The organism is Oleidesulfovibrio sp., from assembly GCF_047973035.1.
In the GTDB taxonomy this organism is placed as follows: Bacteria; Desulfobacterota; Desulfovibrionia; order Desulfovibrionales; family Desulfovibrionaceae; genus Oleidesulfovibrio.
The window spans coordinates 1-21178 of sequence record NZ_JBKEBF010000045.1 but is presented as its reverse complement, the minus strand read 5'-3'; the positions used below and the strand labels follow the sequence as shown (position 1 = coordinate 21178).

Sequence of the window (21178 nt, the reverse complement as noted above, 5' to 3'; positions counted from 1 at the left end):
GAAAAGCAGTACCAAAAGCCCGTCAGCAGGGGGAGAGGGGGAACACCATCTGCCAGTGATACGACACATGGGGTTACTTTCAGGCAGGGGTATCCTGTTGCGGCCTATGCATCCATACTTGATGAAGCCAAGAGCACATTGCCCTTAACATCGCTTAGATTGCTTGCAGGCAGAAGAAGCAAAACAGGTCACCCGAAACAGCTTTTTGCGGAGTGCAAAGGACGTAAACAGCAGACCGTGCACAGGTCAGATGGTAACGGCAGTTGCCACACAAGCCTGACGAGCTTCGGGTTCATATAAAAAGGCTGAAAGCCTGATGGAGAAAGGAGTCTAAAAGAAAAAACGATACTGTGAGCCATCCATGCGCGAGGTCAGTTCCTGCGGAAGCACGGACATAAAAATTTCCTGCAACAGGGTACGCTCCTCTTCCGGCCCTTCCTGTACGGGCAGCGGAGAGGTGGCGTTGCAAAGCGTAAGCAGTTCGTCCATGGCAACATATCTGTCACCAAGCACATCCACCAGTCCGGCTTGCTGTGCCTGCCTGCCCGTAAGGGCACGCCCGTCAGCAACTTTGCGCACATCCTCAAGAGGCAGGTCGCGCCCTTCAGCCACGGCCTGAATGAACTGCTCGTACATATCCATCACGATGGATTGCAGGTACTCACGCTCGTGCGGGGTCATAGCCTGAAAAGGAGAACCAGCGTTTTTCAACTCGCCGCTGGTAAGTGAAATATGCTGTACCCCGAGCCTGCTCATAAGTTCCTGCACGTTGCCCAGCTCCATCTTTACGCCGATGCTGCCGGTCAGTGTCGCAGGATTTGCCACTATAAGCGTGGCAGGAGCAGAAATATAATAGCCGCCTGAAGCAGCAGCAGCCCCCATGGAAACAACCACAGGCTTTACGGCTGCAAGACGCCTGATGGCGTTATACAGTTCCTGCGAAGGGGCTACAGCGCCGCCCGGCGAATTAACCCGCACCAGAACCCCCCGCACGTTGTCATCGTGCCGCAGGGTTTCGGCAAACTCCACATACGGCGTGGTATCAAGCAGCATTCCCTGCACGTTGATAACCCCCACCCGCTGTGTGGAAATAAGGTCGTTATCACCGATAAAAAAACGCAAAGTGGCCATAGCCCCCCAGAAGAGGGCTACGGCCACCAGTATCAGCATCAATCCGAAGAGAAAGGGATGCTTCTGGCTAAATGAAAGCCTAGTTGTCTGCTGCATCCTCTTCAAGCTTCAGCTTCAGGATGTCGCCCAGAGTCTGGCCGCCGGTTTCAGGGGAACCGGAACGGAACTCTTTGGGACGGCGACGTTCTTCGTCGTCCTTGATCTGCTTAATGGACAGGCCAAGGCGGCGTTCTTCGGCGCTTACGTGAATGACTTTAGCCTGAATGGTTACGCCTTCCTTGAACATTTCAGAGGGAGACTTCACTTTCTTCTGGCTGATTTCAGACACGTGAACCAGACCTTCGATGCCTTCTTCAACTTCCACAAAGAGGCCGAAGTCGGTGATGTTGGTCACAACGCCGTTAATCATGGCGCCAACGGGGTAGTTAGAGGGCACCTTGCTCCAGGGATCTTCGGTCAGCTGCTTCACACCAAGGGTGAACTTTTCGCTTTCCTGATCCACAGTCAGAACTTTTGCCTGAACAGTGTCGCCCACGTTGAACAGTTCGTTGGGATGACGGATCTTCTTGGTCCAGCTGATGTCGGAAACGTGAATGAGGCCGTCAATACCGTCTTCGATACCGATGAACATACCGAATTCGGTGATGTTCTTGATAACACCTTCAAGGATGGTACCTTCGGGGTATTTTTCAGCCACAACTTCCCAGGGATTCGGCTTAACCTGCTTCATGCCAAGGGAGATGCGCTTCTTGTCGGGATCCACGCCGAGGATCACCACTTCCACTTCGTCGCCTACGCGAACCATCTGGGAAGGATGACGCAGCTTGCGGGTCCAGGACATTTCGGAAATGTGAACAAGACCTTCAACGCCGGGCTCAAGTTCCACGAATGCACCGTAGTCAACAAGGTTGGTAACCTTGCCGCTGAGGCGTGCGTTTTCGGGGTACTTGGAGGTGATGTCGGCCCAGGGATCGTTCACCAGCTGTTTCATACCAAGGGAAACCTTCTGGCTGTCGCGATCGAAGCTCAGAATCTTCAGTTCCAGTTCCTGTCCGAGAGAAACCAGTTCCTTGGGATGACGGATGCGCTTCCAGGACATATCGGTGATGTGCAGCAGACCGTCAAGGCCGCCAAGGTCAACGAACACACCGTATTCGGTGATGTTCTTTGCCTTACCGACAACGATCTGGCCCTCTTCGAGGGTCAGCAGCAGATCCTGACGCTTGGAATCACGCTCTTCTTCAAGCAGCACGCGGCGGGAAACGATGACGTTGCTACGGCGGCGGTTGATCTTGAGCACGCGGAAGTCGTATTCCTGATTGACCAGTGCGTCCATGTCAGGCACGGGGCGCAGGTCCACATGAGAGCCGGGCAAGAACGCTTCCACTCCACCCAGATCGACGGTGTAACCGCCTTTGATGCGGCGAATGATACGGCCGCGGGTTGTGCCTTCTTTTTCCTGTACTTCTTCGAGCTTGTCGAAGACCTGCATGCGCTTGGCTTTTTCAAAGGACAGGGTGATGGTGCCTTCCATCTCATTTTTGCGGGCAACAAATACGTCTACGACGTCGCCTACATTAATGGTCAGGGCGCCTTCTGCGTCCTTGAATTCGCTTGCAGGGATCTGCCCTTCGGACTTAAAGTTAACATCGACCAGAACGTAGTCGCCGTCTACACGAACGACTTCGCCTTTTACGATGGAACCTTCTTCAAGATCTCCGAAATCGGAGCTGAGGTAGTTTTCGAGGGCGCTCTCAAAGCTCATTTCTGCATCGAGAGAGGTATCAATGGTTTCGGTTGTCATACGTTTCCTCCAACCAACAAATTTTCCCGCTACCGTCCTGCGGGATTTGCCTCATTACCAGAAAGACAACAGGAACTCAACCGTAAATCCTGTTTATGAGAGTGCCACCAGATCATATGTCCGTGCTTCAACTATCTCGGCATCCACCATCGCACCGGGTGCAACACCGGGACCGCTTATATATGTCACGCCGTCAATGTCTGGTGCCTGAAACCACGTGCGGCCTACATGCAATCCCGGCCATTCATCATGCGGGGCATCCACCAGCACATCCATCTGCTCTCCGGTAAAGCCTTCGAGAATCTCTTCGCTGATGTCGGCCTGCACTTCCATCAGCGCATCACGCCGCCAGTCTTTTTCCACCTCGTCCACCTGATCGGGCATATCAGCTGCGGGAGTGCCTTCCTCTGCACGATAGGCAAACACCCCGAGGTGCATGAAGCGCACTTCCTGCACAAAACGGGTCAGATGGTCATAGTGTTCCTGCGTTTCACCGGGAAAACCGGTAATAATGGATGTACGCAAAGCAGCATCGGGGAAGACCTCGCGCACACGGTCCACCACTTCACGCGGGTTGCGCGCAAAAGGTCTGCCCATGCGCGACAGCACGTCAGGATGCGCATGCTGCATCGGAATATCGAAATACGGCACAAAGGGCTTGCCTGCATCTTTCAGGTAGGTAAGCAGCTCTTTGTTCAGCCCCGCGGGGTACAGATACATAAGGCGCAACCGCTCCAGCCCGTCCAGAGGCAGCAAACGGTCAAGTAACGACCGCAGGCCGTGCTTCATGCCCAGATCCTTGCCATAGGCGGCAACATCCTGCGCTACAAAAATCAGCTCTTTCACCCCGCACGAAAGCAGGTTTCTGGCTTCCGCCTCCAGCACTTCGGCAGGCGTTGAAACAAGCCCGCCACGAATGGAAGGAATGGTACAGAAAGAACAGTTGTGCCCGCAGCCATCGCTGACTTTAAGGTAAGCGTATGAAGGCCCTGTGGAAAGCAGCCGCACAGGCGGCACATGCACGGCAACGCCCAGAGCACGACCGATCATCTCGGGCCAGTCCCCCATGTCTCTATTGGTCAGCCACAAATCCACCTCGGGCAGTTCCGCCGCAAGCTCCGCACGGCCGTAACGTCCCACCAGACATCCGGCTACCGCCAGCAACGGTCTGTCTTTAACATCTTCAAGGTCGGCTATGGCCTGCACAATCACCTGAACGGATTCTTCCACGGCAGGGCCAATGAATCCGCAGGTATTAATAAGGACAAGGTCGGCATCTTCCATTTCTTCAACGGGAGTAACGTCCGGCCCCAGCACGCCCAGCAGCCATTCCGTGTCTACACGGTTCTTCGGACATCCGAGACTGATTGAATAAACGCTTATCATAGAGACTCAAACAGGGTAAAAGGTATATGTGGAAACCGCGCATTGCCACGCCATGCGTTGTGATGCAAGCAAAAAGCCGCTCTGGACGCGGATTATGTTCATCGCAAGGAGCCACCATGCCCGACCGGACGCCATCTCTGCCGCTGCAGGAAATCATTCCTGACACATTGCCACGCCTGAATCTGGCAATCGCCGGCTCGGGCAAGGGACTGGCGCCGCTAGCCGAGCTGATAACAAGCTACGACTTCACACAAGTCTACAGCCATATCCGCATTACCGGCCTTCTGCACACAGGCACCGACAACCTGCCCTATCATATAACGCATCTCCCGCAGTATCGGTCCGTAGCGGAGCTGCTGCAGCATCACCCCGATACAACAGCTTTCGCCGATATGTCCGACACGGCAGAGCATATGCAGACGCTACGGGAGCAGGTACCGCCGCATATTGCAGTGCTGAACGCCGGAACTGTCATGGCGTTTCTGCCTGTCATCACATCGGACCAGATTTGTCACAGTTGCCAGATGCACCTTACACACGCCCGCACCCTTTTTGCCACTCTTATTGATCAGGTGGACGAGGATATCTTGCTGCTGGACACAGAAGGCCGCATAACAGACATGAACCAGAATGTGCTGAACCGATGCGGTGGAACCAAACAAGACTGGCTGGGCAAAAACTGCTGCGATATTGAAGGGCTGGACTTCTGTTCCACCTGTCAGGGCGCATGCCCGTTTCAGGAAACAATACGCACGGGGGCAAAATCTGAACAGATTCACTCCCGCGTGACTCCCGACGGCAAGGTAAGCTACCATCGGGTTTACACCTATCCTGTGCTTGACCAGAACGGAGAAGTCAGCCGCATCATTGAAATGCGCCGTGATATCACCAGCCGCACAAACATGGAGCGCAAACTGCATCAGACCGAAAAAATGGCAGCCATCGGAGAGTTGTCCACCTACATCGCGCATGAAATCCGCAACCCGCTGTTTGCCATCGGGGGCTTTGCCAAGTCTCTGCTTCGTGCGCCCTCGCTTGACGACAACGCCCGGGAAAAGGCCCGCATCATTCTGGAAGAGTCAAAACGGCTGGATACCATTCTGCGCAACACCATGAACTTTGCCAAACCCAGCGGCCCCAAACGCGGCGATGTGGACCTGAACAACATCGTGCGGGAAACCGTGGGGCTGATGCGTATACGGGATAAAAAATGCAGCCTGTTTACCGTAGTGAAGCTTGCCGACAACATGCCGCTGGCACGTGGCGACTCTGACATGACAAAGCAGTGCCTTATCAATCTGGTAAAAAATTCTCAGGAAGCCATGACCGCAGGCGGTACGTTGACGGTCAGCACCGGAATGAAGCAAAAGGGCCTGTTCATTCAGGTACAAGATACCGGCCCCGGCATCCCCGAAGACATCAAGAACAACATTTTCAGTCCGTTTTTTTCCACCAAAGACAAAGGGGTAGGGTTAGGGCTTGCCATGACCAAAAAACTGATTGAAGAAATGGGCGGCATGCTGGAGTTGGAATCATCACCCGAAACGGGCACATGCATCACACTGTTTTTGCAGCCTCTGCTTGCCTTAGAACCAAGTGAAACAACGTGACGTAGCCATGAGCTTATGCGGGGTACGCCCGCTATACATAAAGGAGCCTACACACCCATGGAACCAGTAATCGTGCTTGCCACACGCAACAAAGGCAAAGTAGCAGAACTTTCTGCCATGCTGGGCAACAGCGGCCTGGCCGTACGCGGGCTGGATGACTTTCCTCAAATCGACGAAATTGAAGAAACCGGCACCACGTTTGAAGAAAACGCCCTCATCAAAGCCCGCGCTGTGGCGGAAGCCACAGGTCTGGTAGCCGTTGCCGATGATTCCGGCCTTGCCGTAGATGCTCTGGACGGTGCGCCCGGCGTATATTCTGCCCGATACAGTGATGACACGCCGGACCTTCCGGGTGACACACGCGACAAGCGTAACAATGCCAAGCTGCTGAACGCGCTGGAAGGCATACCGCACGAAAAACGCACGGCGCGTTTCCGCTGTGTAATGGCTGCCGCAGCGCCTAATGGTGAAACAGCCACCGCTGACGGCTCATGGGAAGGCCATATTGCCACCTGCGAAAAAGGCGATAATGGCTTCGGCTACGACCCGCTGTTCATTGATTCCCTGTCAGGTCAGCATTCGGCCCAGCTGCTGCCGGAAGTAAAAAATGCCCGTTCGCATCGGGGCAAGGCTCTGGCCGCCCTTATGGAAATCTGGCCTGAGTTCTGGAAACGCGCATCAGCGTAGCTTCCGCAACCCTCTGATATGCAAAGCCCCGTTCAATCTAGCGGGGCTTTTTTACAAGCACAACACACTCGCATTTTTTAAAACACCAACACTTTCAGCCTGCCGTCCCGCAGGTAATGCATCAGCACCATAGATCTGCGGCGAATTACGCAAAATGTGACACACATCACATTCAAAAACACGTCTGCCTTTCATATCTGGCGTATGTCGCGTGATAAAAAGAAAACCGAACCCATAAATTATCTGTGCAAAATGAAAGGCTGTGCCCGAAATGAATGGTGCCCGTCTATCGGCGAAGCTTGCTGGTCGGCAGTCGGGGCTTTCGCCGGTATTCTGCTGTTGGGCCTGCTGCACGTATTGTTTGATCGTAACGACAGCATACTGTTAATCGGCTCCTTCGGTGCTTCTGCCGTGCTTGCATACGGCGCGCCTGAGGCGCCTCTGTCACAGCCTCGTAATCTTGTCGGGGGGCACGTGCTGTCTGCTGTCGTCGGCGTGGCAACATATCAATTACTGGGAGCCACTCCGGTTGCCAGCGCGGTTGCTGTTTCCGCCGCAATATTTTTCATGCACCTGACAGGCACCTTGCACCCGCCCGGTGGCGCAACGGCACTGATCGCGGTTATCGGCAGTCCTGCCATACATAATTTAGGATACTTGTATGTGCTGGTCCCTGCGGGAATCGGTGCGGTGGTCATTCTGGCCGTTGCCTTGATAGTAAACAATCTCAGCAGACGGCGTAGCTATCCTCGCTGGTGGTGGTAGTATCAACCCCTTGCGCTGACACGTTCAACAACGTAGCATGGGCGGTTAGATACTTCAGGCCGACCTTTTTTCTCGGCACATTCCCGCAAGGAGAATCCTATGTGTGGCATAATCGGCTACGCGGGCCATCGCCCTGCTGTACCTGTTATTATTGAAGGCTTACGCCGACTTGAATATCGCGGTTACGACTCTGCCGGAGTCGCCTTTGTGCAAAACAAAAAACTCAGCGTCATCCGAGCGGAAGGCAAGCTGGTCAATCTGGAAGCAAAGCTGGAAAGCGTGAATGTGACCATGGCCACCAGCGGCATCGGGCACACCAGATGGGCCACTCACGGAGTACCCGCAGAACGCAACGCCCACCCCCACTGCTGTCAGGATGAATCGTTAGCCATCATCCACAACGGCATTATTGAAAACTATCAGGAACTGAAAGCGGAGCTTAGCGAGAAAGGTTATACGTTCCGCTCAGAGACAGACACGGAAGTCTGCGCCAACCTGATTGCGGATTGCCTTGCCCAGACAAAACAACTGGATAAAGCTCTTTCCATGGCACTTTCACGTGCCGAAGGTGCATACGCCATTGTTGTCTGCGACACCCGCGACCCGAACACCCTGTACGCTGCACGCCAGTCCAGCCCGCTGGTAATGGGTGTGGGACAGGGTGAAAACTTCCTTGCATCCGACATCCCCGCATTTTTGCCCTACACCCGCGATGTGGTTTTTCTGGAAGACGGCGAAATGGCACGCATCGATGCCAACAGCTGGAACGTAATGAGCGTTACCGACCTGTCACCCATCGAAAAGAAAGTTCACCACATTACATGGGATGTGCAGGCCGCGCAGAAGGGCGGTTACAAGCATTTCATGCTGAAAGAAATTTTTGAGCAGCCCCGTGTCATCAGCGACTGCCTGACCGGCCGCATAGACTGGAAGCAACGCGTTGCCACACTGCCTGAATTCGAAAACGTCACCATTCCCCGCCGTCTGCATATTGTGGCCTGCGGCACCAGCTTTCATGCCGGTCTGTGGGGCAAGCAGCTGATAGAACAATGGGCTAAAGTGCCTGTTTCGGTCGAAATTGCCTCCGAGTTCCGCTACCGCCAGCCTATTCTTGAAAAAGACGAAGCCGTACTGGTAATCAGCCAATCCGGCGAAACCGCCGACACTCTGGCTGGCCTGCGTCTGGCAAAAGAGCAGGGGCTGCCCGTAATCGGCCTGTGCAATGTAGTGGGCTCTTCCATCGCCCGCGAAGCTGATACTGTGATGTACACACAGGCAGGGCCGGAAATCAGTGTGGCCTCCACCAAGGCCATGACCAGCCAGATGGCGGCCCTTACCCTGCTGGCCCTTTACTGGGGCAGCCGCAAAGGCGTGCTGGACGAGGAAACCCGCAGAGCGGCAATCGACGGGCTGGAAAAGCTGCCCGGTCAGCTGGAATCCGAACTGCCCAGAATGCGGGAAGAGGCAAAGCGCCTTGCCCGCGAATACTCCAACGCCCGCAGTTTCTTCTTCCTTGGCCGCGGTCTTTGCTATCCGCTGGCTCTGGAAGGCGCGCTCAAGCTTAAAGAAATCTCGTACATTCACGCCGAAGGTTACGCAGCAGGCGAAATGAAACACGGCCCCATCGCACTGATTGATCCGGAGTTTCCCACCTTTGCACTGGCACTCAGCGACGATCTGTACCCCAAGGTCAAATCGAACCTGCAGGAAGTACAGGCCCGCTCCGGCAAGATTATTGCTCTGGTGCATCCCGGCGCAGACCTTGTTGCCACCAGCCCGTGGGTAGTATCCGAAGCATGGGGAGCACTGTCATCTTTCATCGCTCTGCCCGCGTTGCAACTGTTCAGTTACGAAGCTGCCGACTACCTCGGAAAAGACGTTGACCAGCCGCGTAACCTCGCAAAAAGCGTCACGGTGGAGTAGCATTCTGCTCTGCCGTTAACTGAACAATTCAGTTAAAGACCACCACAATACCAAGCCGCCCCTTGCTCTTTTGAATGACACAGAGCGAGGGGCGTTTTTACTGCTTGCGGGGGCGGATATACACAATCCGCACATGCCTCATCCTTCAGTATCAACCTTAACCGGAAAGTCGCCGTGTATATGGAAGGATTTTAGGAACCGGATAACGTTGCAGATAATCAAGAACTCTATCACGGACGCTTGCGTCATCATGTTGCGACGCCACACCATACAGATGGACGGCTTATTCCGGAGGAAAATTTCTGAGCTTATCAAGGTTCTTCTTAGAAAAATCTACCAATTGATAGCAGTAGTGATATTTTGCCAGTGCACCCTTAGTGAAGCCGTTATCCCTACACTCTGAACGCACTGTCCCTATGGCTTTTGCCGCACTTCGGGCAATAATCTTATCATCTGAAAAAACATGTTCATAAACATACTGCACGCCAGAACGAACCTGCACTGCGTCAATTGTTTCTAAGACCTTACCCTAGTCTTTAACTCCGAATCTGCAGCCGCTATTCCAATGTGGCCTCTTGCATTTCTCCGTTTCAATAACATACAAATATAATTAAATAATTTTACCATATCACTAGTTAAGCACATTTACAGCATCTGTGCCTTGCACACTAAAATGCCTGCAGCAACCAATCTTTGAAAATCGGGTCAACAATGCGCCAGCGCCCGTCATTCAATTGTTCGATAATATCCTGCTCACTCAATGCATTTCGCGCAGACTGAACACCTCCTAGAGTAAGGCCATATTCCTGTAAAAATGCAGTGGAAGTAAGCTGGGCCTGCCCATCCTGCGCCAAACCTCGAAGCAATTTGAGCTGCCCTGCCGACAGCCCCTGCAAAATAGCCTGAAAACTATAGCGTTCATTGCCAAGCAGCAGTTCATATCCTTGCGTTACATGTTCCGGCGTACACGCATCCTCACATAGCTCAAACACTCGATACGCCAATGCCTGCAGGTAGTATGGGTACTGCTCTACGCTACGGGTAATCTTTCGGGCTACATCTTCAGGGCAATGCTTCCCGCCTTGCGCAAACTGCTGCCGGATAAATTCTACACATTCGTCCTCCGGCAGCGGGACAAGCTCCATCATGGTGGCGCTGTGATAAAAGGGCCTGCCCTTATTACTAAAAATATCTACAAGCACACGGCGGCGGCTACCCAGAAACACATATGAGGCTTTGTGTCGCTGCATGTGCTCGCGTAGCAGCGCCTCAACACGGGGCTCTTTGATGTCCACAATGTCCTGAAACTCATCAAGCGCTATACAAACATGAAAATCATCTTTTGCCAGCAGTGCTCCCAGCTCTTCAAGCAGACTTTCCAGAGCATCAAGAGAGTCTTTAGGGCGAGATGTCATCCGGATGCTGACAGCGGGCGTTCCTGTAGATGAGTCCAGCGTAAACACCGGTTGAACAGACGGCAGATGGCGCAACCACCTTTTTCCTTTATCCAGCAGGGATTCGTGCTCATGCAAACCCACGACAACAGCCTTGGCCAGCCGGTGAACCAGATCATCCACGGACACAAGACGCATAAACTGTGCATAAATGACACATACTCCCTCGCTCCGCAGTTGGTGCTGCACTCGCCGCACGAGAGACGTTTTGCCGTAACGCCTCGGGGCAAAAATAACTACGTTCATCCCGTTGCGGGCATGACCTGATAGCGAGCTCAGCTCCTCAACCCGATTGCAAAAGGGCTGGTCAGGCTCAAGTGTATCTGTGTGAATAGGGTTTTTCATAATTATTGAAACTAAATTATTGTAAAACAATAATCAAGAAATCCCGTCATAATTCTTATTCAGGCAACCGCATACGCCACGGCTTGCCAGCACCTTAAAAGTAAACCTTTTCAGCAATAATAATAGTTCACATATTCATTTCCCTGCAACGCACTGCTAACAGGGATTATAAAAGGAAGGAGTTATCCAGCGGCCTGCCATACGAAAAACACAGGAGTCACCATGTCGATGCAACACCTGCTTAATGAAACCGACATTCTTCTGAAGCACCTCGGCTTGAACGAAGAACCTTTCGGAATCCATTACTCGGACACAATACCGGACAATGCCTACGGGCCCAAAAAAGGAACGCCCGTCTCGCGCGAACTGGAAGAGCAGGGCGCGCTTGACATGCAAGCGGTCATGAGCACTTTTTCCTGCGTAATAGGCAACATATGGCTTGCCAGAAAGAAACATGCAGCCGCGTATATCTCTCCCGAAGAGTACGGATGTGTTGGAGGCGCATACTACTGTTCAATGATGAAGCCACATCTGCGCTTCATAGAACATTACGTTTCTACCGGCTTTGAAGGAACTCCGCTTGATGGTGAACGCTACATGCCGGGACCGGACGCCATGCGTGAGTTCATGATAAAAGTGAATCCCCGCAAGGCTGCTGCAACATACTGCATTTTCAAGCCGCTTTCACACTTCACCGACGATGACAAGCCCGAATTTGTAGTCTTTTTTGCACGACCAGAAGTTCTGTCAGGGCTTTTCACACATGCTGTATTCACTACAGGCGATATGGAGTGTGTAACTTCTCCTTTTGGTGCGGGATGCACCAATATCGTCGGCTGGCCTCTTTATTATAAAGAGCAAGGGTTGGAAAAAGCTGTCATCGGAGGCTTTGACCCGTCTGCCAGAAAATTTATGAAAACCGATGAACTTACATTTACTGTACCGCTTAGCCTGTACAACAAGATGCTCTCTACCCTGCCAGAATCAATGTTCAACCATGGTTCAAGCTGGCAAGGAGTTCGTAAGAAAGTGGACCGGAGCGCACGCGCCTGGGATGAAACGAAATAACGAAGGTGCAGAGCTACTGCCGGCAGGGCGTCGGCTACGTTGTTGAAGCCTTGCCAGACTCCGGACGAAAAGCTCTCAGCGCAAAGGGCAGGCATCGTCAACTCATCAAAGACTGATGAGGTTGGGAAAGATGTAAGCTATATGTGTTTTTAAAACGTTGATTGCACCCCCGCGGGACCGTTTACACGTTTTCCTGCCACCAAATAAAAAAGGCGGTTACAGCCCAATGCTGTAACCGCCTGTATCTTTTTTAACCGGAACCGGTCAGGATTTCTTCAACTGCTCAACAATGACCTGAAGCTCTCCAGACATTTTTGCCAGCAGGTCTATGGCCTTGCTGGACTCTGCCATGCCTTGTGACGTTTCGGTGGTAATATGAGCCACTTCTTCCACGGCCTGATTTATCTGCTCAGAAGCAGCGGACTGCTCTTCTGCCGCTGTGGCAATAGATTGCACCTGCACCGCGTTGGAATCGGCATAGGACAAAATCTTGTGCAATGCTTCGCCGGACTCCTGAGCCAAGGATGCGGCGTCCTCCACCGCGCTTGTGGCAGCGCCCATAGAATGAATGCTCGCTTTAGAAGCATTCTGTATTGCGTTAATCTTTTCGCCTACTTCTTTTGTGGCGCCGATGGTCTTTTCGGCCAGCTTACGCACTTCATCCGCCACCACGGCAAAGCCTCTGCCCGCATCGCCTGCACGGGCAGCTTCAATGGCTGCGTTTAGGGCCAGCAAATTTGTCTGATCGGCAATATCATTAATCACATCCATAATCATGCCGATGCTGTCCGCGTGGGTTTCCAGATTTGTCAGGTCTGAAGTCATGGTCTTTGCGGAATCCCGCAAAAAACCGACCGACTCAATAACCTTACCCACCAGTTCTGCACTGCGCCGTGCCTCGCGGTGTGTATCAGAAGCATAGGACGCAGCCTCACCGGAGTTGCGGGCGACTTCCATGACAGAAACATTCATCTGCTCCATAGCCGTGGCAGTTTCCGCCATCCGTGTGCGTTGTATGTCAGCTGCACCGGAAATCTGAGCAACCTGCGCTGCAAGTTCTTCTGTACTTGCGGCGATGCGCTCCACAACACCTTCAATCTGCGATGTCGCCTGCAGAATACCACGCCGTGTTGCCAGCTCTGCTTCTTTACGGGCTTCCTCGGCCTGCGCCACCGCCTTATGCGCCCGCTCGGCCGCTTGTGTCGCAATGCGCTCTTTCTGCTCCGTTTCCGCAATCATGCCCTTAAGACGGGTTACCATAGTGCGCAAAGCCTCTGCCAGAACACCCACTTCATCCTTGCGATGAATGTCCAGAGTTTCATCCAGCTTACCTTCAGACACTGCGGCAGCAAATGACACACCTTTTCCCAACGGACGGAAAATCAAAACCGAAGCGAGCAGGTTAACCATCACGACAGAAAGCAGCAGTGCCGTTACGGCCATTCCTATTGTAAGATACAGGTTTTCATTGGAGTCCCTGTTGATCACCTCTACATCTTCAAAGGCAATAACTTTCCATTTAAGGCCTTCGATAAAGTACACACTGCCTTCGTACTGCTTTCCGTTGTGCTTAAAGGTAATGTTGCCGTTGTCAGTTCTGCCCTGATACTTTTTCAGATCGGGAATCACATCCCACAGACTTTTGCCAAGGTCATCATCGTCAGGCGCTGCCATAATGAATCCGTCCTGTCTGATGAGCAGTACATTTTCAAAATCCAGAACCTTCTTTGTAAAATCGGTTATTTCAGTCATGGCAAGGTTGGCGCACAACGTTCCCAGCATAACGCCGTCCTTCATGACGGGAACACCGGCAGCCATAACCAGTATCCCCATAGAGGAAGTGTAAGGAGTTGTAATTATCCTCTTTTCACCATTAAAAATGCGTGAATACCATTCACGCCCCAGATCTCTCGCATTAAAATTCGGAATCTGTCCCTTGGCGGTATAGGTCAGGCCGCTGGATAAACAATAATACGCTTCGCTTACTCTGGTCTGAACAGTCAGACTGTTCAGCAGCGATAATCTGTACTCCATATCCTCCGGATTATGAGGATCAAGGACAGGAGCCAGCATCTTTGCCGTCAGCTCCAGCGCATTGAAATATACATTTGTTTTTTCTAAAACAGCTTTGCCTACAGCTGTCGCCACTGTCTCCAGATTTTCAGACTGAGCATTATTAGATGAGTCATTGAAACGCTGGTATGAAACACCAGCCATAACCACAATTACAACGGCAAAAAACGCCAATACGCTTAGTACAATTTTATTTTTTGCACTTAAAACCATTCCCGCTCCCTTTAGTAACGCAGAGTCTTCATTTATGCGGATGCTGCGTTCACTTTGCTCTATCACTTATACGAATTTCTTCAGGTGGCGCCCATATAACACCAGTGTTACATCACTCTGAAGTACCATTGCGTACAGTTTAAATACTTGCGGGAAAAGGAGCACAAATCATGCCATACAAAAGTCTTTTTCCATCATTGCCACACACATAACATTACAGTTTACTTATATGATATCGCCACAATCTCGTCAGACGACAATTCATCTGAAAACGGTTGCATAAAAGGAACACTGCTTATCACTTTATTTCTTCAAAACGCACCCAACACACAGGATGTGTTCCACACGTGAAACCTATGTTCCAATAAAGCAACGTCACCTGCTGAAAAAAGAACTCCGACGTAACGCAGAAAAGCATTTTTCATTTAATAACAGAGAGATACTATTTAGTTACAAATTCAGAAACGGGCAGCACCGTGCGGCAGCGCCTGTGACAGGGCTTGCTGCCCCGATTCACGCCCTTCAGGCAGGCGCCATCTCTACCGCGCATTCCATCAACTGCCCGGCACATTCTTGCGCTCAATTTTGGACTGATTATTATTAATTGGCCCGCTCTAGAAACATTCCTGCAAATCCCCAATTCGCTTCTGGCATTTGCAGGCCAATAATACAGTGCGGAAAGGGTAAGGAAAGTAATGTTAATTTCTTGTTACAGAGAGCAAAAACATGCCCTTCCCGTTGACACACAAACTGGCTCACGGTAAACTTTTATAAAATTTTGCCCGGGCCCTTTTGGCCTATTAATTTAAAAGTGGCCCGTCTACAAAACAGGAAGTGTGCATGGCAAAAGGAACAAGGTCTACAGCATTCATTACAGGGCTGTACCTTCTTTATCTTTTCATACCCATCGGGTTGCTTTTCGTTGGATCATTCGGTGAGCGCTGGACTAACACCATGCTGCCTACCGGGGTCACTTTTGACTGGTACATGCAGTTATGGGAGGAAGGCAGCTTCCGGCGGGCCTTTATGGTCAGCATGCAGGTAGTTGTCGGAACGTGCGTCATCTGTACGTTGCTGGCAGTTCCGCTGGCATATGCACTATATAAAAGTGCCTCCAAGGGCATTCTGGTCGCCGCACGGATAGTATTTCTTCTACCTATTGCCGCCCCCCCTCTGGTGCTGGCCTTCGGCTTCATTCTCATATTCACCAGCGATGCCACTCCGTGGCTGGGCAGCATCTGGCTGCTCATTGCAGGTCATGTGGTCCTCACCCTGCCATATCTGCTGCAGACGCTGGTTGCAGACATGCGCCACCTGAACCTTAACCGGCTGGAAATTGCCGCGGAATCACTGGGCGCCACGTTCCCGCAGCGGTTCATGGATGTGATTGTTCCCTTATTACGGCACAGCCTTGCCTCCGGCCTGATCATGGTTGCGGCTCTGTCCATTGGTGAATTCCAGCTTTCCAACCTTATTTCAGGCTTTTTATACCGCCCGTACCCTGTAGTCCTGCTTCAGGCGTTTTACGGAGCCACAGGCTTTGCCTGTGCCGCTACGGTTATCCTGCTGGTTCTTGCACTGACTGCTTCATCCATGGGTGCACTGGCTGCCCGCGCGGCAGCAAAATAAAGGGAAGTCTTCATGAGTCTTATCATAAAAAATCTTCAGTTCTGCTACCCGAACACGACAACCGGCGTGCATGACATCAACCTGACAATCAACAACGGTGAACTGCTGGCTGTCATCGGATCGTCAGGTTCCGGCAAAACAACGCTGCTCAACCTCATTGCGGGCTTCCTTACGGCCAAAAGCGGCAGCATCTTCATTGATGACACTGATATTACGTATCTGCCTGTACGCGAACGCCAGCTTGGCGTCGTGTTCCAGTCGTATGCTCTCTTCCCGCACATGACCATCTGGGAAAACGTGGCCTATCCGCTGAAGATACGAAAAATCGACAAGGCAAAACGTCGCACTATGGCGTATGAAGCGCTTGAAAGAGTAGGCCTGAAAGGATTCGGCGATCGTCGCCCCACCACCCTTTCCGGCGGGCAACAGCAGCGTGTCGCGCTGGCCCGCGCCCTTGTGTTTGCTCCTAAAGTGCTTTTGCTGGACGAACCGCTTTCCGCGCTTGATGCCAGCATGCGCAGCGATATGCGCGACGAGATTCTGCGCCTTCAGCGCGAATTTGATATCGCCACGGTCCACATCACGCACGATCAGGAAGAAGCTCTCTCCATGGCAGACCGCGTAGCGGTAATGCAGGCCGGAAACCTTGTTCAGGTTGCTCAGCCGAAAGAACTGTATGACGCCCCTGCCACCAAAAGTGTGGCCGGCTTTGTAGGTGAAGCCAATCTGTGGGACGGCATTGTGCGTTCCGCCGATACGGTGGAACTACCTTTCGGCGTTCTCAGAACCACCCCGCACAATCTTGCTGCCGGAACCAAAGTCACTGCGCTTGTCCGTCCCGAAAATGTTCTCACCGCCCAAAGCCCCGACGGTACAAACCAGTTCGGCGGAAACATCATCCGCGACCGCTTCCTCGGTGCTATGCGCCGCTATGATCTTGCTGTCGGAGACTCGGTCATTCTGGGCCAAACAGGAGAAAGAACAGCCATCGAGTCAGTATATATTGCCCCCGAACACGTGCGCCTGCTAACGGCGTAAAACCATGAACCCGAGGATAAAGACTATGAAAAACAAACTGATGCTCTTTGTCGCAACCATGTTGTTGTTTGTCGCTCAGACTGCCTTGGCGTTCGACGGGGCAGAACTCTACCCCGGCGAAAAAGCGCTGTACGAAAAAGCTGCCGAGGAAGGCATGGTCGTCTCTTTTGACACCGGCCCCACCTGGGCCAACTGGGGTACCATGTTCAAACGCTTTAAAGCCCGCTACCCCGAAGTGGAAATGGCCTACAACGATCTGGGTTCCGGTGCTACCGTTGTCGCGCTTGAAAAAGCCCGCAGACGTCCTCAGGCCGATACTGCCTACTACTTCGGCGCATCTGCCATTGACGCAGCCAACAAGGGCCTGCTGACTGGCTTTGAACCCGTTAATTACGAAAAACTTCCCGACGTTTACCGTGACAAGGAAGGCCGCTGGTTTATCGTTCACCAGCTGACCATCGCGTTTCTGGTAAACAAAAAGCTTGTAAATACCGTCCCTCAGTCATGGGCGGATCTGAAAAAGCCTGAATACAAAAATGCCATCGTATACCTTGATCCCCGCTCCACCGGACAGGGACAGGTACTCAGCTTTGCAGCCAACTACGGTAACGGCGGCGACATGAGCAGCGTTCTGCCCGGCATGGAATATCTGGCCGAACTGCACAAAGCAGGCAACGTGATGCGCGTGGAAGGCACCACCCCCTACGCAAAATTCCTCAAGGGCGAAATTCCCATCTGGATCGGCTACGAAAATGACGGCCTGAAAGCCAAATACAAAGACGGCATGGGCGACGATATTGCCGTGGTGATTCCCCGCGAAGCCACTGTTGCCGCACCCTACGCCATCAGCATGGTCAAAGACGGTCCTAACCCCAATGCCGCCAGGCTCTGGCTTAACTTCATCATGACCGACGCTGGGCAGACCACCTTTGCAGAAGGATTTGTCCGTCCTTCCGTACCCGGCATAAAGCTGCCTGCCGATATCGCAGAGCGCTTCCCTGAAACTCCGCAACTGCGTCCTCTGGACCTGCATAAGGCTGCAGGCCTGAAGTCTGAAATCGACAGCGCATGGACAAGGTTAGTTCTTGGCAAATAGCACACAAAACATTCGCAGCAACCGGGGGCGGCTATGGCTTATGGCCGCCCCCGGCTCACTGGTCATACTGCTGTTTTTTATCATTCCGCTGGGAGTGGTGATTTCCGAGGCTTTTATAGGCAGTGAACCGACTTTTGCCACGCTTTTCAACGATTCTGTTTTCTGGCGGGGGCTCGGCGGGACTCTGGTTGTGGGATTAAGCGCGCCCACCTTGTCGCTTATCGTCGGATTTGCTGTGGCATGGCATATGTCTGCTCTTAGCGAACGCGTGCGGACCACATTGATGTTCTGGATATCGCTGCCGTTGACATTTTCCGGCCTGATTGTGGCGTACGGCTTTATTCTGGCATTCGGCAGGGCCGGTTTTGTCACTCTGGGGCTGGCGCAAGTCGGCGTGGAGCCAACAACCATCTCCGGCTTTCTGTACAGTCCAGAAGGGCTCGCTTTCGCATATTCGTACTACCTCATTCCCAGAGTTGTACTCACCCTGCTGCCTGTTCTGGTCAACTTTGACCGGTCACAGCTGAAGGCCGCGGAGTCTCTGGGAGCGTCCCCTCTGCGGGCGCTTAAAGATGTACTGATTCCGCAGGTACTGCCCAGTGCGATCAACGCGTTCTGTCTGGTCTCTGCTGTGGCAGTGGGCGCCTACGGTACAGCTCTGGCGCTGGTAGGCACGCAGGTCAACATTCTGCCCCTTACCCTGTACAGCCGCATATCGGACACCGGTTCGGATTTCCCCTCTGCTGCCGCACTTTCAGTAGTATTGCTGGCACTGTGCACGATCATACTTGCCATGGGAGAATTATACTCCGCAAAAAGGAGCCAGAGTGAAGCTCATCATTAATTCAGTTAACAGACTCATTAACCTTACAACTGCCACACGCTTTGTTCCCGCTGGCAGAACCTGGCAGCCCATTCACGCTGATGAGCCGACTGACGGCAGAAGCGTATCACTGCAGGAGGCTGTGCGCTGGCTGCAGACAGAAAGTGACCAGCCGTGCAAAGTGCCCGTAGGGGTCATCGGAGGGCGCTCGGCCGAGCCGTTTCAGCTGGAAGCGGCAGAAGAAGCAGGCAGAATCATCGGCAACATGCGCCTGACGCTGCTTTGCGGCGGACGTCAGGGAATAATGGAAGCGGCATGTAAAGGAGCCTCTGCCGTGGGCGGGCTTACCGTGGGCCTGCTGCCCGATGATGAGCCAGAAATGGCCAACCCGTATGTGGACATCCCTCTGGCAACGGGCATCGGTGTTGCGCGCAATGCGCTGCTCACGCGCGCGGCGTTATGCCTTGCCGCTGTTGGCGGCGGTTACGGCACCATTTCTGAAATCGCCTTCGGGCTGCAGTTCGGCAAACCTGTCTTTGCGCTGGCCGACCCGCCTGCTGTAGACGGTGTTGTGCGCTGCAACAGCCATCAGGAACTTGGCGACAATATTGCCAGAACAGTTCTCAACCTTTTGGCCTGACAGGCATACTCCGGCGGATGAGGCTTGCATTGCCTGACGAACAAAGGCAACGTGCAGAAAAATGCAGTACGCATCTGCCAACGCCGAGAGAAACACCATGCCCCGCACATCGTCTGACGTGACAACATCCGTACGCCTGCAGCTGGAAGACCTGATAAACAGCCTGCCTGTTCATTCACGCATTCCCCCACGCCGCAGCCTGATGCAAAGCTACGGTGTAAGCCGCACCACTATTGACCGCGCCATTGCGGAACTTACGGCAGACGGCGTCCTTTACGCGCGGGGAGGCTCCGGCACCTATGTTGCCGAACGCAGAATAGAAGCACATTCCGGCAAGCAGGGGCTGACAATCGGCGTCCTGCTGCCGGATATCCGCCGCTACAACTATCCCGCCATCCTGCGCGGAATTGAGCATGCCGCGTTTGAGCGCGGCGTCAACCTGATGGTGGGTAATATTGAAAATCAGGCAACGCGACAGAACCACTACCTGAAAAGCTTTGTCAGCAGCGGCGTAAGCGGGGTCATTATTATCCCTGCACGCCCCAATCCATCTGAGCAGCTTGAAGAGCAGTTGTATGCCATGCTGCATGATGTCACTGCCAACAACATCCCCTGCGTATTCTGCAACCGCGCTCCGCTCGGCTTTGAAGCCCCTCAGGTTATCTGCAACGACTTTCTGGGCGGGCTGCTGGGCACACAGCATTTGCTTGAACAAGGCTACAGGCGCATCGCATACATTTCCCATCCACGCTATACAATATCGCTGAACCGCTACATGGGGTACCTCAGCGCACATACTCTGGCAGGAATCGTTCCGGACCCTGCGCTGACGGTCTTTTCTGAAAGTTGGGACTTTGAAAAACCCGGCAGGCAGGAACTCGCCCGCCTTATCAGCCTACAGCAGCCACCTGATGCGGCGTTCTGCTTTACAGACTTTCTGGCGCTGGGAGCATACAGGACGGCTGTCGAGCATGGCCTGACACCCGGTAGTGACTTCGGAATCATGGGCTATGATGATAACGCGATCTGCAAAACAGTCGACATCCCGCTCAGCTCGGTAAAGGTGCACTCTTTTGAAATGGGAAGCATGGCGGCAAAAGTGCTTTTCGAAAGTATAGCCCGCCCGAGAACCTTTAAGCCTTCTACAGACATCCTTGCTCCGGAGCTGGCTATACGAGCAAGCAGCAGAAGGGTTCTCAAACCATAGTGCCGGCAACGCCTGCAATCTGTCTGACAGCGCACACAAAAGGTACCCCCCAGCATAGCTGGGGGTTCTTCATATGCGCCTATAAGGCTTTCTTACTAGCAGCGCCCTAGCAGGCGCACGTTCGTCTGGCATCTGCATCTCTGTTACTTGCGACCCGTAAACGGGTTTCCAGAATATGGAAGAGATAATTGATCACCAAGCTTATCATGCTCAAGTTGGTGCCTAATGTAATCTTGTATCTTTGCCTTATTTTTTCCAACTGTATCTACGTAATATCCACGGCACC

At 52.9% G+C, this 21178-nt stretch carries 16 protein-coding genes and 1 pseudogene; 11 read left to right on the top strand and 6 right to left on the bottom strand.

Features of this window, described 5'->3' with window-relative positions; all coding sequences use genetic code 11:
* Nucleotides 1-330: 330 nt before the first annotated feature.
* The 3 genes from sppA to rimO all read right to left on the bottom strand — a co-directional run bounded on the left by sppA (nt 331) and on the right by rimO (nt 4321).
* Nucleotides 331-1227 carry a signal peptide peptidase SppA gene (sppA, locus tag ACK5LI_RS16665; RefSeq protein WP_416951463.1) on the bottom strand — a complete coding sequence of 299 codons (897 nt, stop codon included), beginning with the start codon at nt 1225-1227 and terminating at the stop codon, nt 331-333.
* Nucleotides 1211-2935 carry a 30S ribosomal protein S1 gene (locus ACK5LI_RS16660; protein WP_416951462.1) on the bottom strand — a complete coding sequence of 575 codons (1725 nt, stop codon included), beginning with the start codon at nt 2933-2935 and terminating at the stop codon, nt 1211-1213. Before ACK5LI_RS16660 ends, sppA begins: the two co-directional genes overlap by 17 nt.
* A gap of 93 nt (nt 2936-3028) precedes the next feature.
* Nucleotides 3029-4321, bottom strand: coding sequence for a 30S ribosomal protein S12 methylthiotransferase RimO (gene rimO, locus ACK5LI_RS16655; protein ID WP_416951460.1), 1293 nt, complete (start codon nt 4319-4321; stop codon nt 3029-3031).
* A 116-nt stretch (nt 4322-4437) separates the two neighbouring features.
* Between rimO and ACK5LI_RS16650 the strand changes: the two genes are divergently transcribed.
* The 4 genes from ACK5LI_RS16650 (at nt 4438) to glmS (ending at nt 9306) form a co-directional block, all read left to right on the top strand.
* Nucleotides 4438-5931, top strand: a complete 1494-nt coding sequence (locus ACK5LI_RS16650) for a two-component system sensor histidine kinase NtrB (RefSeq protein ID WP_416951458.1) — start codon at nt 4438-4440, stop codon at nt 5929-5931.
* Nucleotides 5932-5988: 57 nt separating this feature from the next.
* Nucleotides 5989-6618 carry an XTP/dITP diphosphatase gene (locus ACK5LI_RS16645; protein ID WP_416951456.1) on the top strand — a complete coding sequence of 210 codons (630 nt, stop codon included), beginning with the start codon at nt 5989-5991 and terminating at the stop codon, nt 6616-6618.
* 204 nt (nt 6619-6822) lie between these two features.
* Complete coding sequence (locus ACK5LI_RS16640; protein WP_416951487.1) at nt 6823-7383, top strand: HPP family protein; 561 nt, start codon at nt 6823-6825, stop codon at nt 7381-7383.
* A gap of 99 nt (nt 7384-7482) precedes the next feature.
* Nucleotides 7483-9306, top strand: a complete 1824-nt coding sequence (gene glmS, locus ACK5LI_RS16635) for a glutamine--fructose-6-phosphate transaminase (isomerizing) (RefSeq protein ID WP_416951454.1) — start codon at nt 7483-7485, stop codon at nt 9304-9306.
* A 668-nt stretch (nt 9307-9974) separates the two neighbouring features.
* Here glmS and ACK5LI_RS16630 read toward each other — a convergent pair.
* Complete coding sequence (locus tag ACK5LI_RS16630) at nt 9975-11105, bottom strand: AAA family ATPase (RefSeq protein WP_416951452.1); 1131 nt, start codon at nt 11103-11105, stop codon at nt 9975-9977.
* A gap of 222 nt (nt 11106-11327) precedes the next feature.
* Between ACK5LI_RS16630 and ACK5LI_RS16625 the strand changes: the two genes are divergently transcribed.
* On the top strand, nt 11328-12173 hold the full coding sequence (locus tag ACK5LI_RS16625; RefSeq protein WP_416951450.1) for a DUF169 domain-containing protein: 846 nt from the start codon (nt 11328-11330) through the stop codon (nt 12171-12173).
* Between the two features lie 264 nt (nt 12174-12437).
* Here the strand turns inward: ACK5LI_RS16625 and ACK5LI_RS16620 are convergent, their stop codons facing one another.
* Nucleotides 12438-14459 (bottom strand): methyl-accepting chemotaxis protein, encoded by a 2022-nt coding sequence (locus tag ACK5LI_RS16620; protein WP_416951448.1) that lies wholly within the window; start codon nt 14457-14459, stop codon nt 12438-12440.
* 840 nt (nt 14460-15299) lie between these two features.
* Between ACK5LI_RS16620 and ACK5LI_RS16615 the strand changes: the two genes are divergently transcribed.
* The 6 genes from ACK5LI_RS16615 (at nt 15300) to ACK5LI_RS16590 (ending at nt 20892) form a co-directional block, all read left to right on the top strand.
* Nucleotides 15300-16088 (top strand): ABC transporter permease, encoded by a 789-nt coding sequence (locus ACK5LI_RS16615; protein WP_416951446.1) that lies wholly within the window; start codon nt 15300-15302, stop codon nt 16086-16088.
* 12 nt (nt 16089-16100) lie between these two features.
* Complete coding sequence (locus ACK5LI_RS16610; RefSeq protein ID WP_416951444.1) at nt 16101-17126, top strand: ABC transporter ATP-binding protein; 1026 nt, start codon at nt 16101-16103, stop codon at nt 17124-17126.
* A 25-nt stretch (nt 17127-17151) separates the two neighbouring features.
* Nucleotides 17152-18222 carry an extracellular solute-binding protein gene (locus ACK5LI_RS16605; RefSeq protein ID WP_416951442.1) on the top strand — a complete coding sequence of 357 codons (1071 nt, stop codon included), beginning with the start codon at nt 17152-17154 and terminating at the stop codon, nt 18220-18222.
* Nucleotides 18223-18262: 40 nt separating this feature from the next.
* The gene (locus ACK5LI_RS16600; RefSeq protein ID WP_416951440.1) at nt 18263-19066 is read left to right on the top strand and encodes an ABC transporter permease; all 804 of its coding nucleotides are present in this window, start codon (nt 18263-18265) and stop codon (nt 19064-19066) included.
* Nucleotides 19050-19685, top strand: a complete 636-nt coding sequence (locus tag ACK5LI_RS16595; RefSeq protein ID WP_416951438.1) for a TIGR00725 family protein — start codon at nt 19050-19052, stop codon at nt 19683-19685. Before ACK5LI_RS16600 ends, ACK5LI_RS16595 begins: the two co-directional genes overlap by 17 nt.
* A gap of 97 nt (nt 19686-19782) precedes the next feature.
* Nucleotides 19783-20892, top strand: coding sequence for a GntR family transcriptional regulator (locus tag ACK5LI_RS16590; RefSeq protein ID WP_416951436.1), 1110 nt, complete (start codon nt 19783-19785; stop codon nt 20890-20892).
* Between the two features lie 143 nt (nt 20893-21035).
* Here ACK5LI_RS16590 and ACK5LI_RS16585 read toward each other — a convergent pair.
* A pseudogene (locus ACK5LI_RS16585) lies at nt 21036-21178 on the bottom strand (IS200/IS605 family transposase); the annotation flags it as partial.

Bases quoted from the DNA above. Each gene is read 5' to 3' on its own strand.
- ACK5LI_RS16610 (WP_416951444.1), top strand. From the start codon at position 16,101: ATGAGTCTTATCATAAAAAATCTTCAGTTCTGCTACCCGAACACGACA.
- ACK5LI_RS16630 (WP_416951452.1), bottom strand. From the start codon at position 11,105: ATGAAAAACCCTATTCACACAGATACACTTGAGCCTGACCAGCCCTTT.
- ACK5LI_RS16660 (WP_416951462.1), bottom strand. From the start codon at position 2,935: ATGACAACCGAAACCATTGATACCTCTCTCGATGCAGAAATGAGCTTT.
- ACK5LI_RS16650 (WP_416951458.1), top strand. From the start codon at position 4,438: ATGCCCGACCGGACGCCATCTCTGCCGCTGCAGGAAATCATTCCTGAC.
- glmS (WP_416951454.1), top strand. From the start codon at position 7,483: ATGTGTGGCATAATCGGCTACGCGGGCCATCGCCCTGCTGTACCTGTT.
- ACK5LI_RS16620 (WP_416951448.1), bottom strand. From the start codon at position 14,459: ATGGTTTTAAGTGCAAAAAATAAAATTGTACTAAGCGTATTGGCGTTT.
- rimO (WP_416951460.1), bottom strand. From the start codon at position 4,321: ATGATAAGCGTTTATTCAATCAGTCTCGGATGTCCGAAGAACCGTGTA.
- ACK5LI_RS16605 (WP_416951442.1), top strand. From the start codon at position 17,152: ATGAAAAACAAACTGATGCTCTTTGTCGCAACCATGTTGTTGTTTGTC.
- ACK5LI_RS16590 (WP_416951436.1), top strand. From the start codon at position 19,783: ATGCCCCGCACATCGTCTGACGTGACAACATCCGTACGCCTGCAGCTG.
- ACK5LI_RS16600 (WP_416951440.1), top strand. From the start codon at position 18,263: ATGGCCGCCCCCGGCTCACTGGTCATACTGCTGTTTTTTATCATTCCG.
- ACK5LI_RS16615 (WP_416951446.1), top strand. From the start codon at position 15,300: ATGGCAAAAGGAACAAGGTCTACAGCATTCATTACAGGGCTGTACCTT.
- ACK5LI_RS16625 (WP_416951450.1), top strand. From the start codon at position 11,328: ATGTCGATGCAACACCTGCTTAATGAAACCGACATTCTTCTGAAGCAC.
- ACK5LI_RS16645 (WP_416951456.1), top strand. From the start codon at position 5,989: ATGGAACCAGTAATCGTGCTTGCCACACGCAACAAAGGCAAAGTAGCA.
- sppA (WP_416951463.1), bottom strand. From the start codon at position 1,227: ATGCAGCAGACAACTAGGCTTTCATTTAGCCAGAAGCATCCCTTTCTC.
- ACK5LI_RS16640 (WP_416951487.1), top strand. From the start codon at position 6,823: ATGTCGCGTGATAAAAAGAAAACCGAACCCATAAATTATCTGTGCAAA.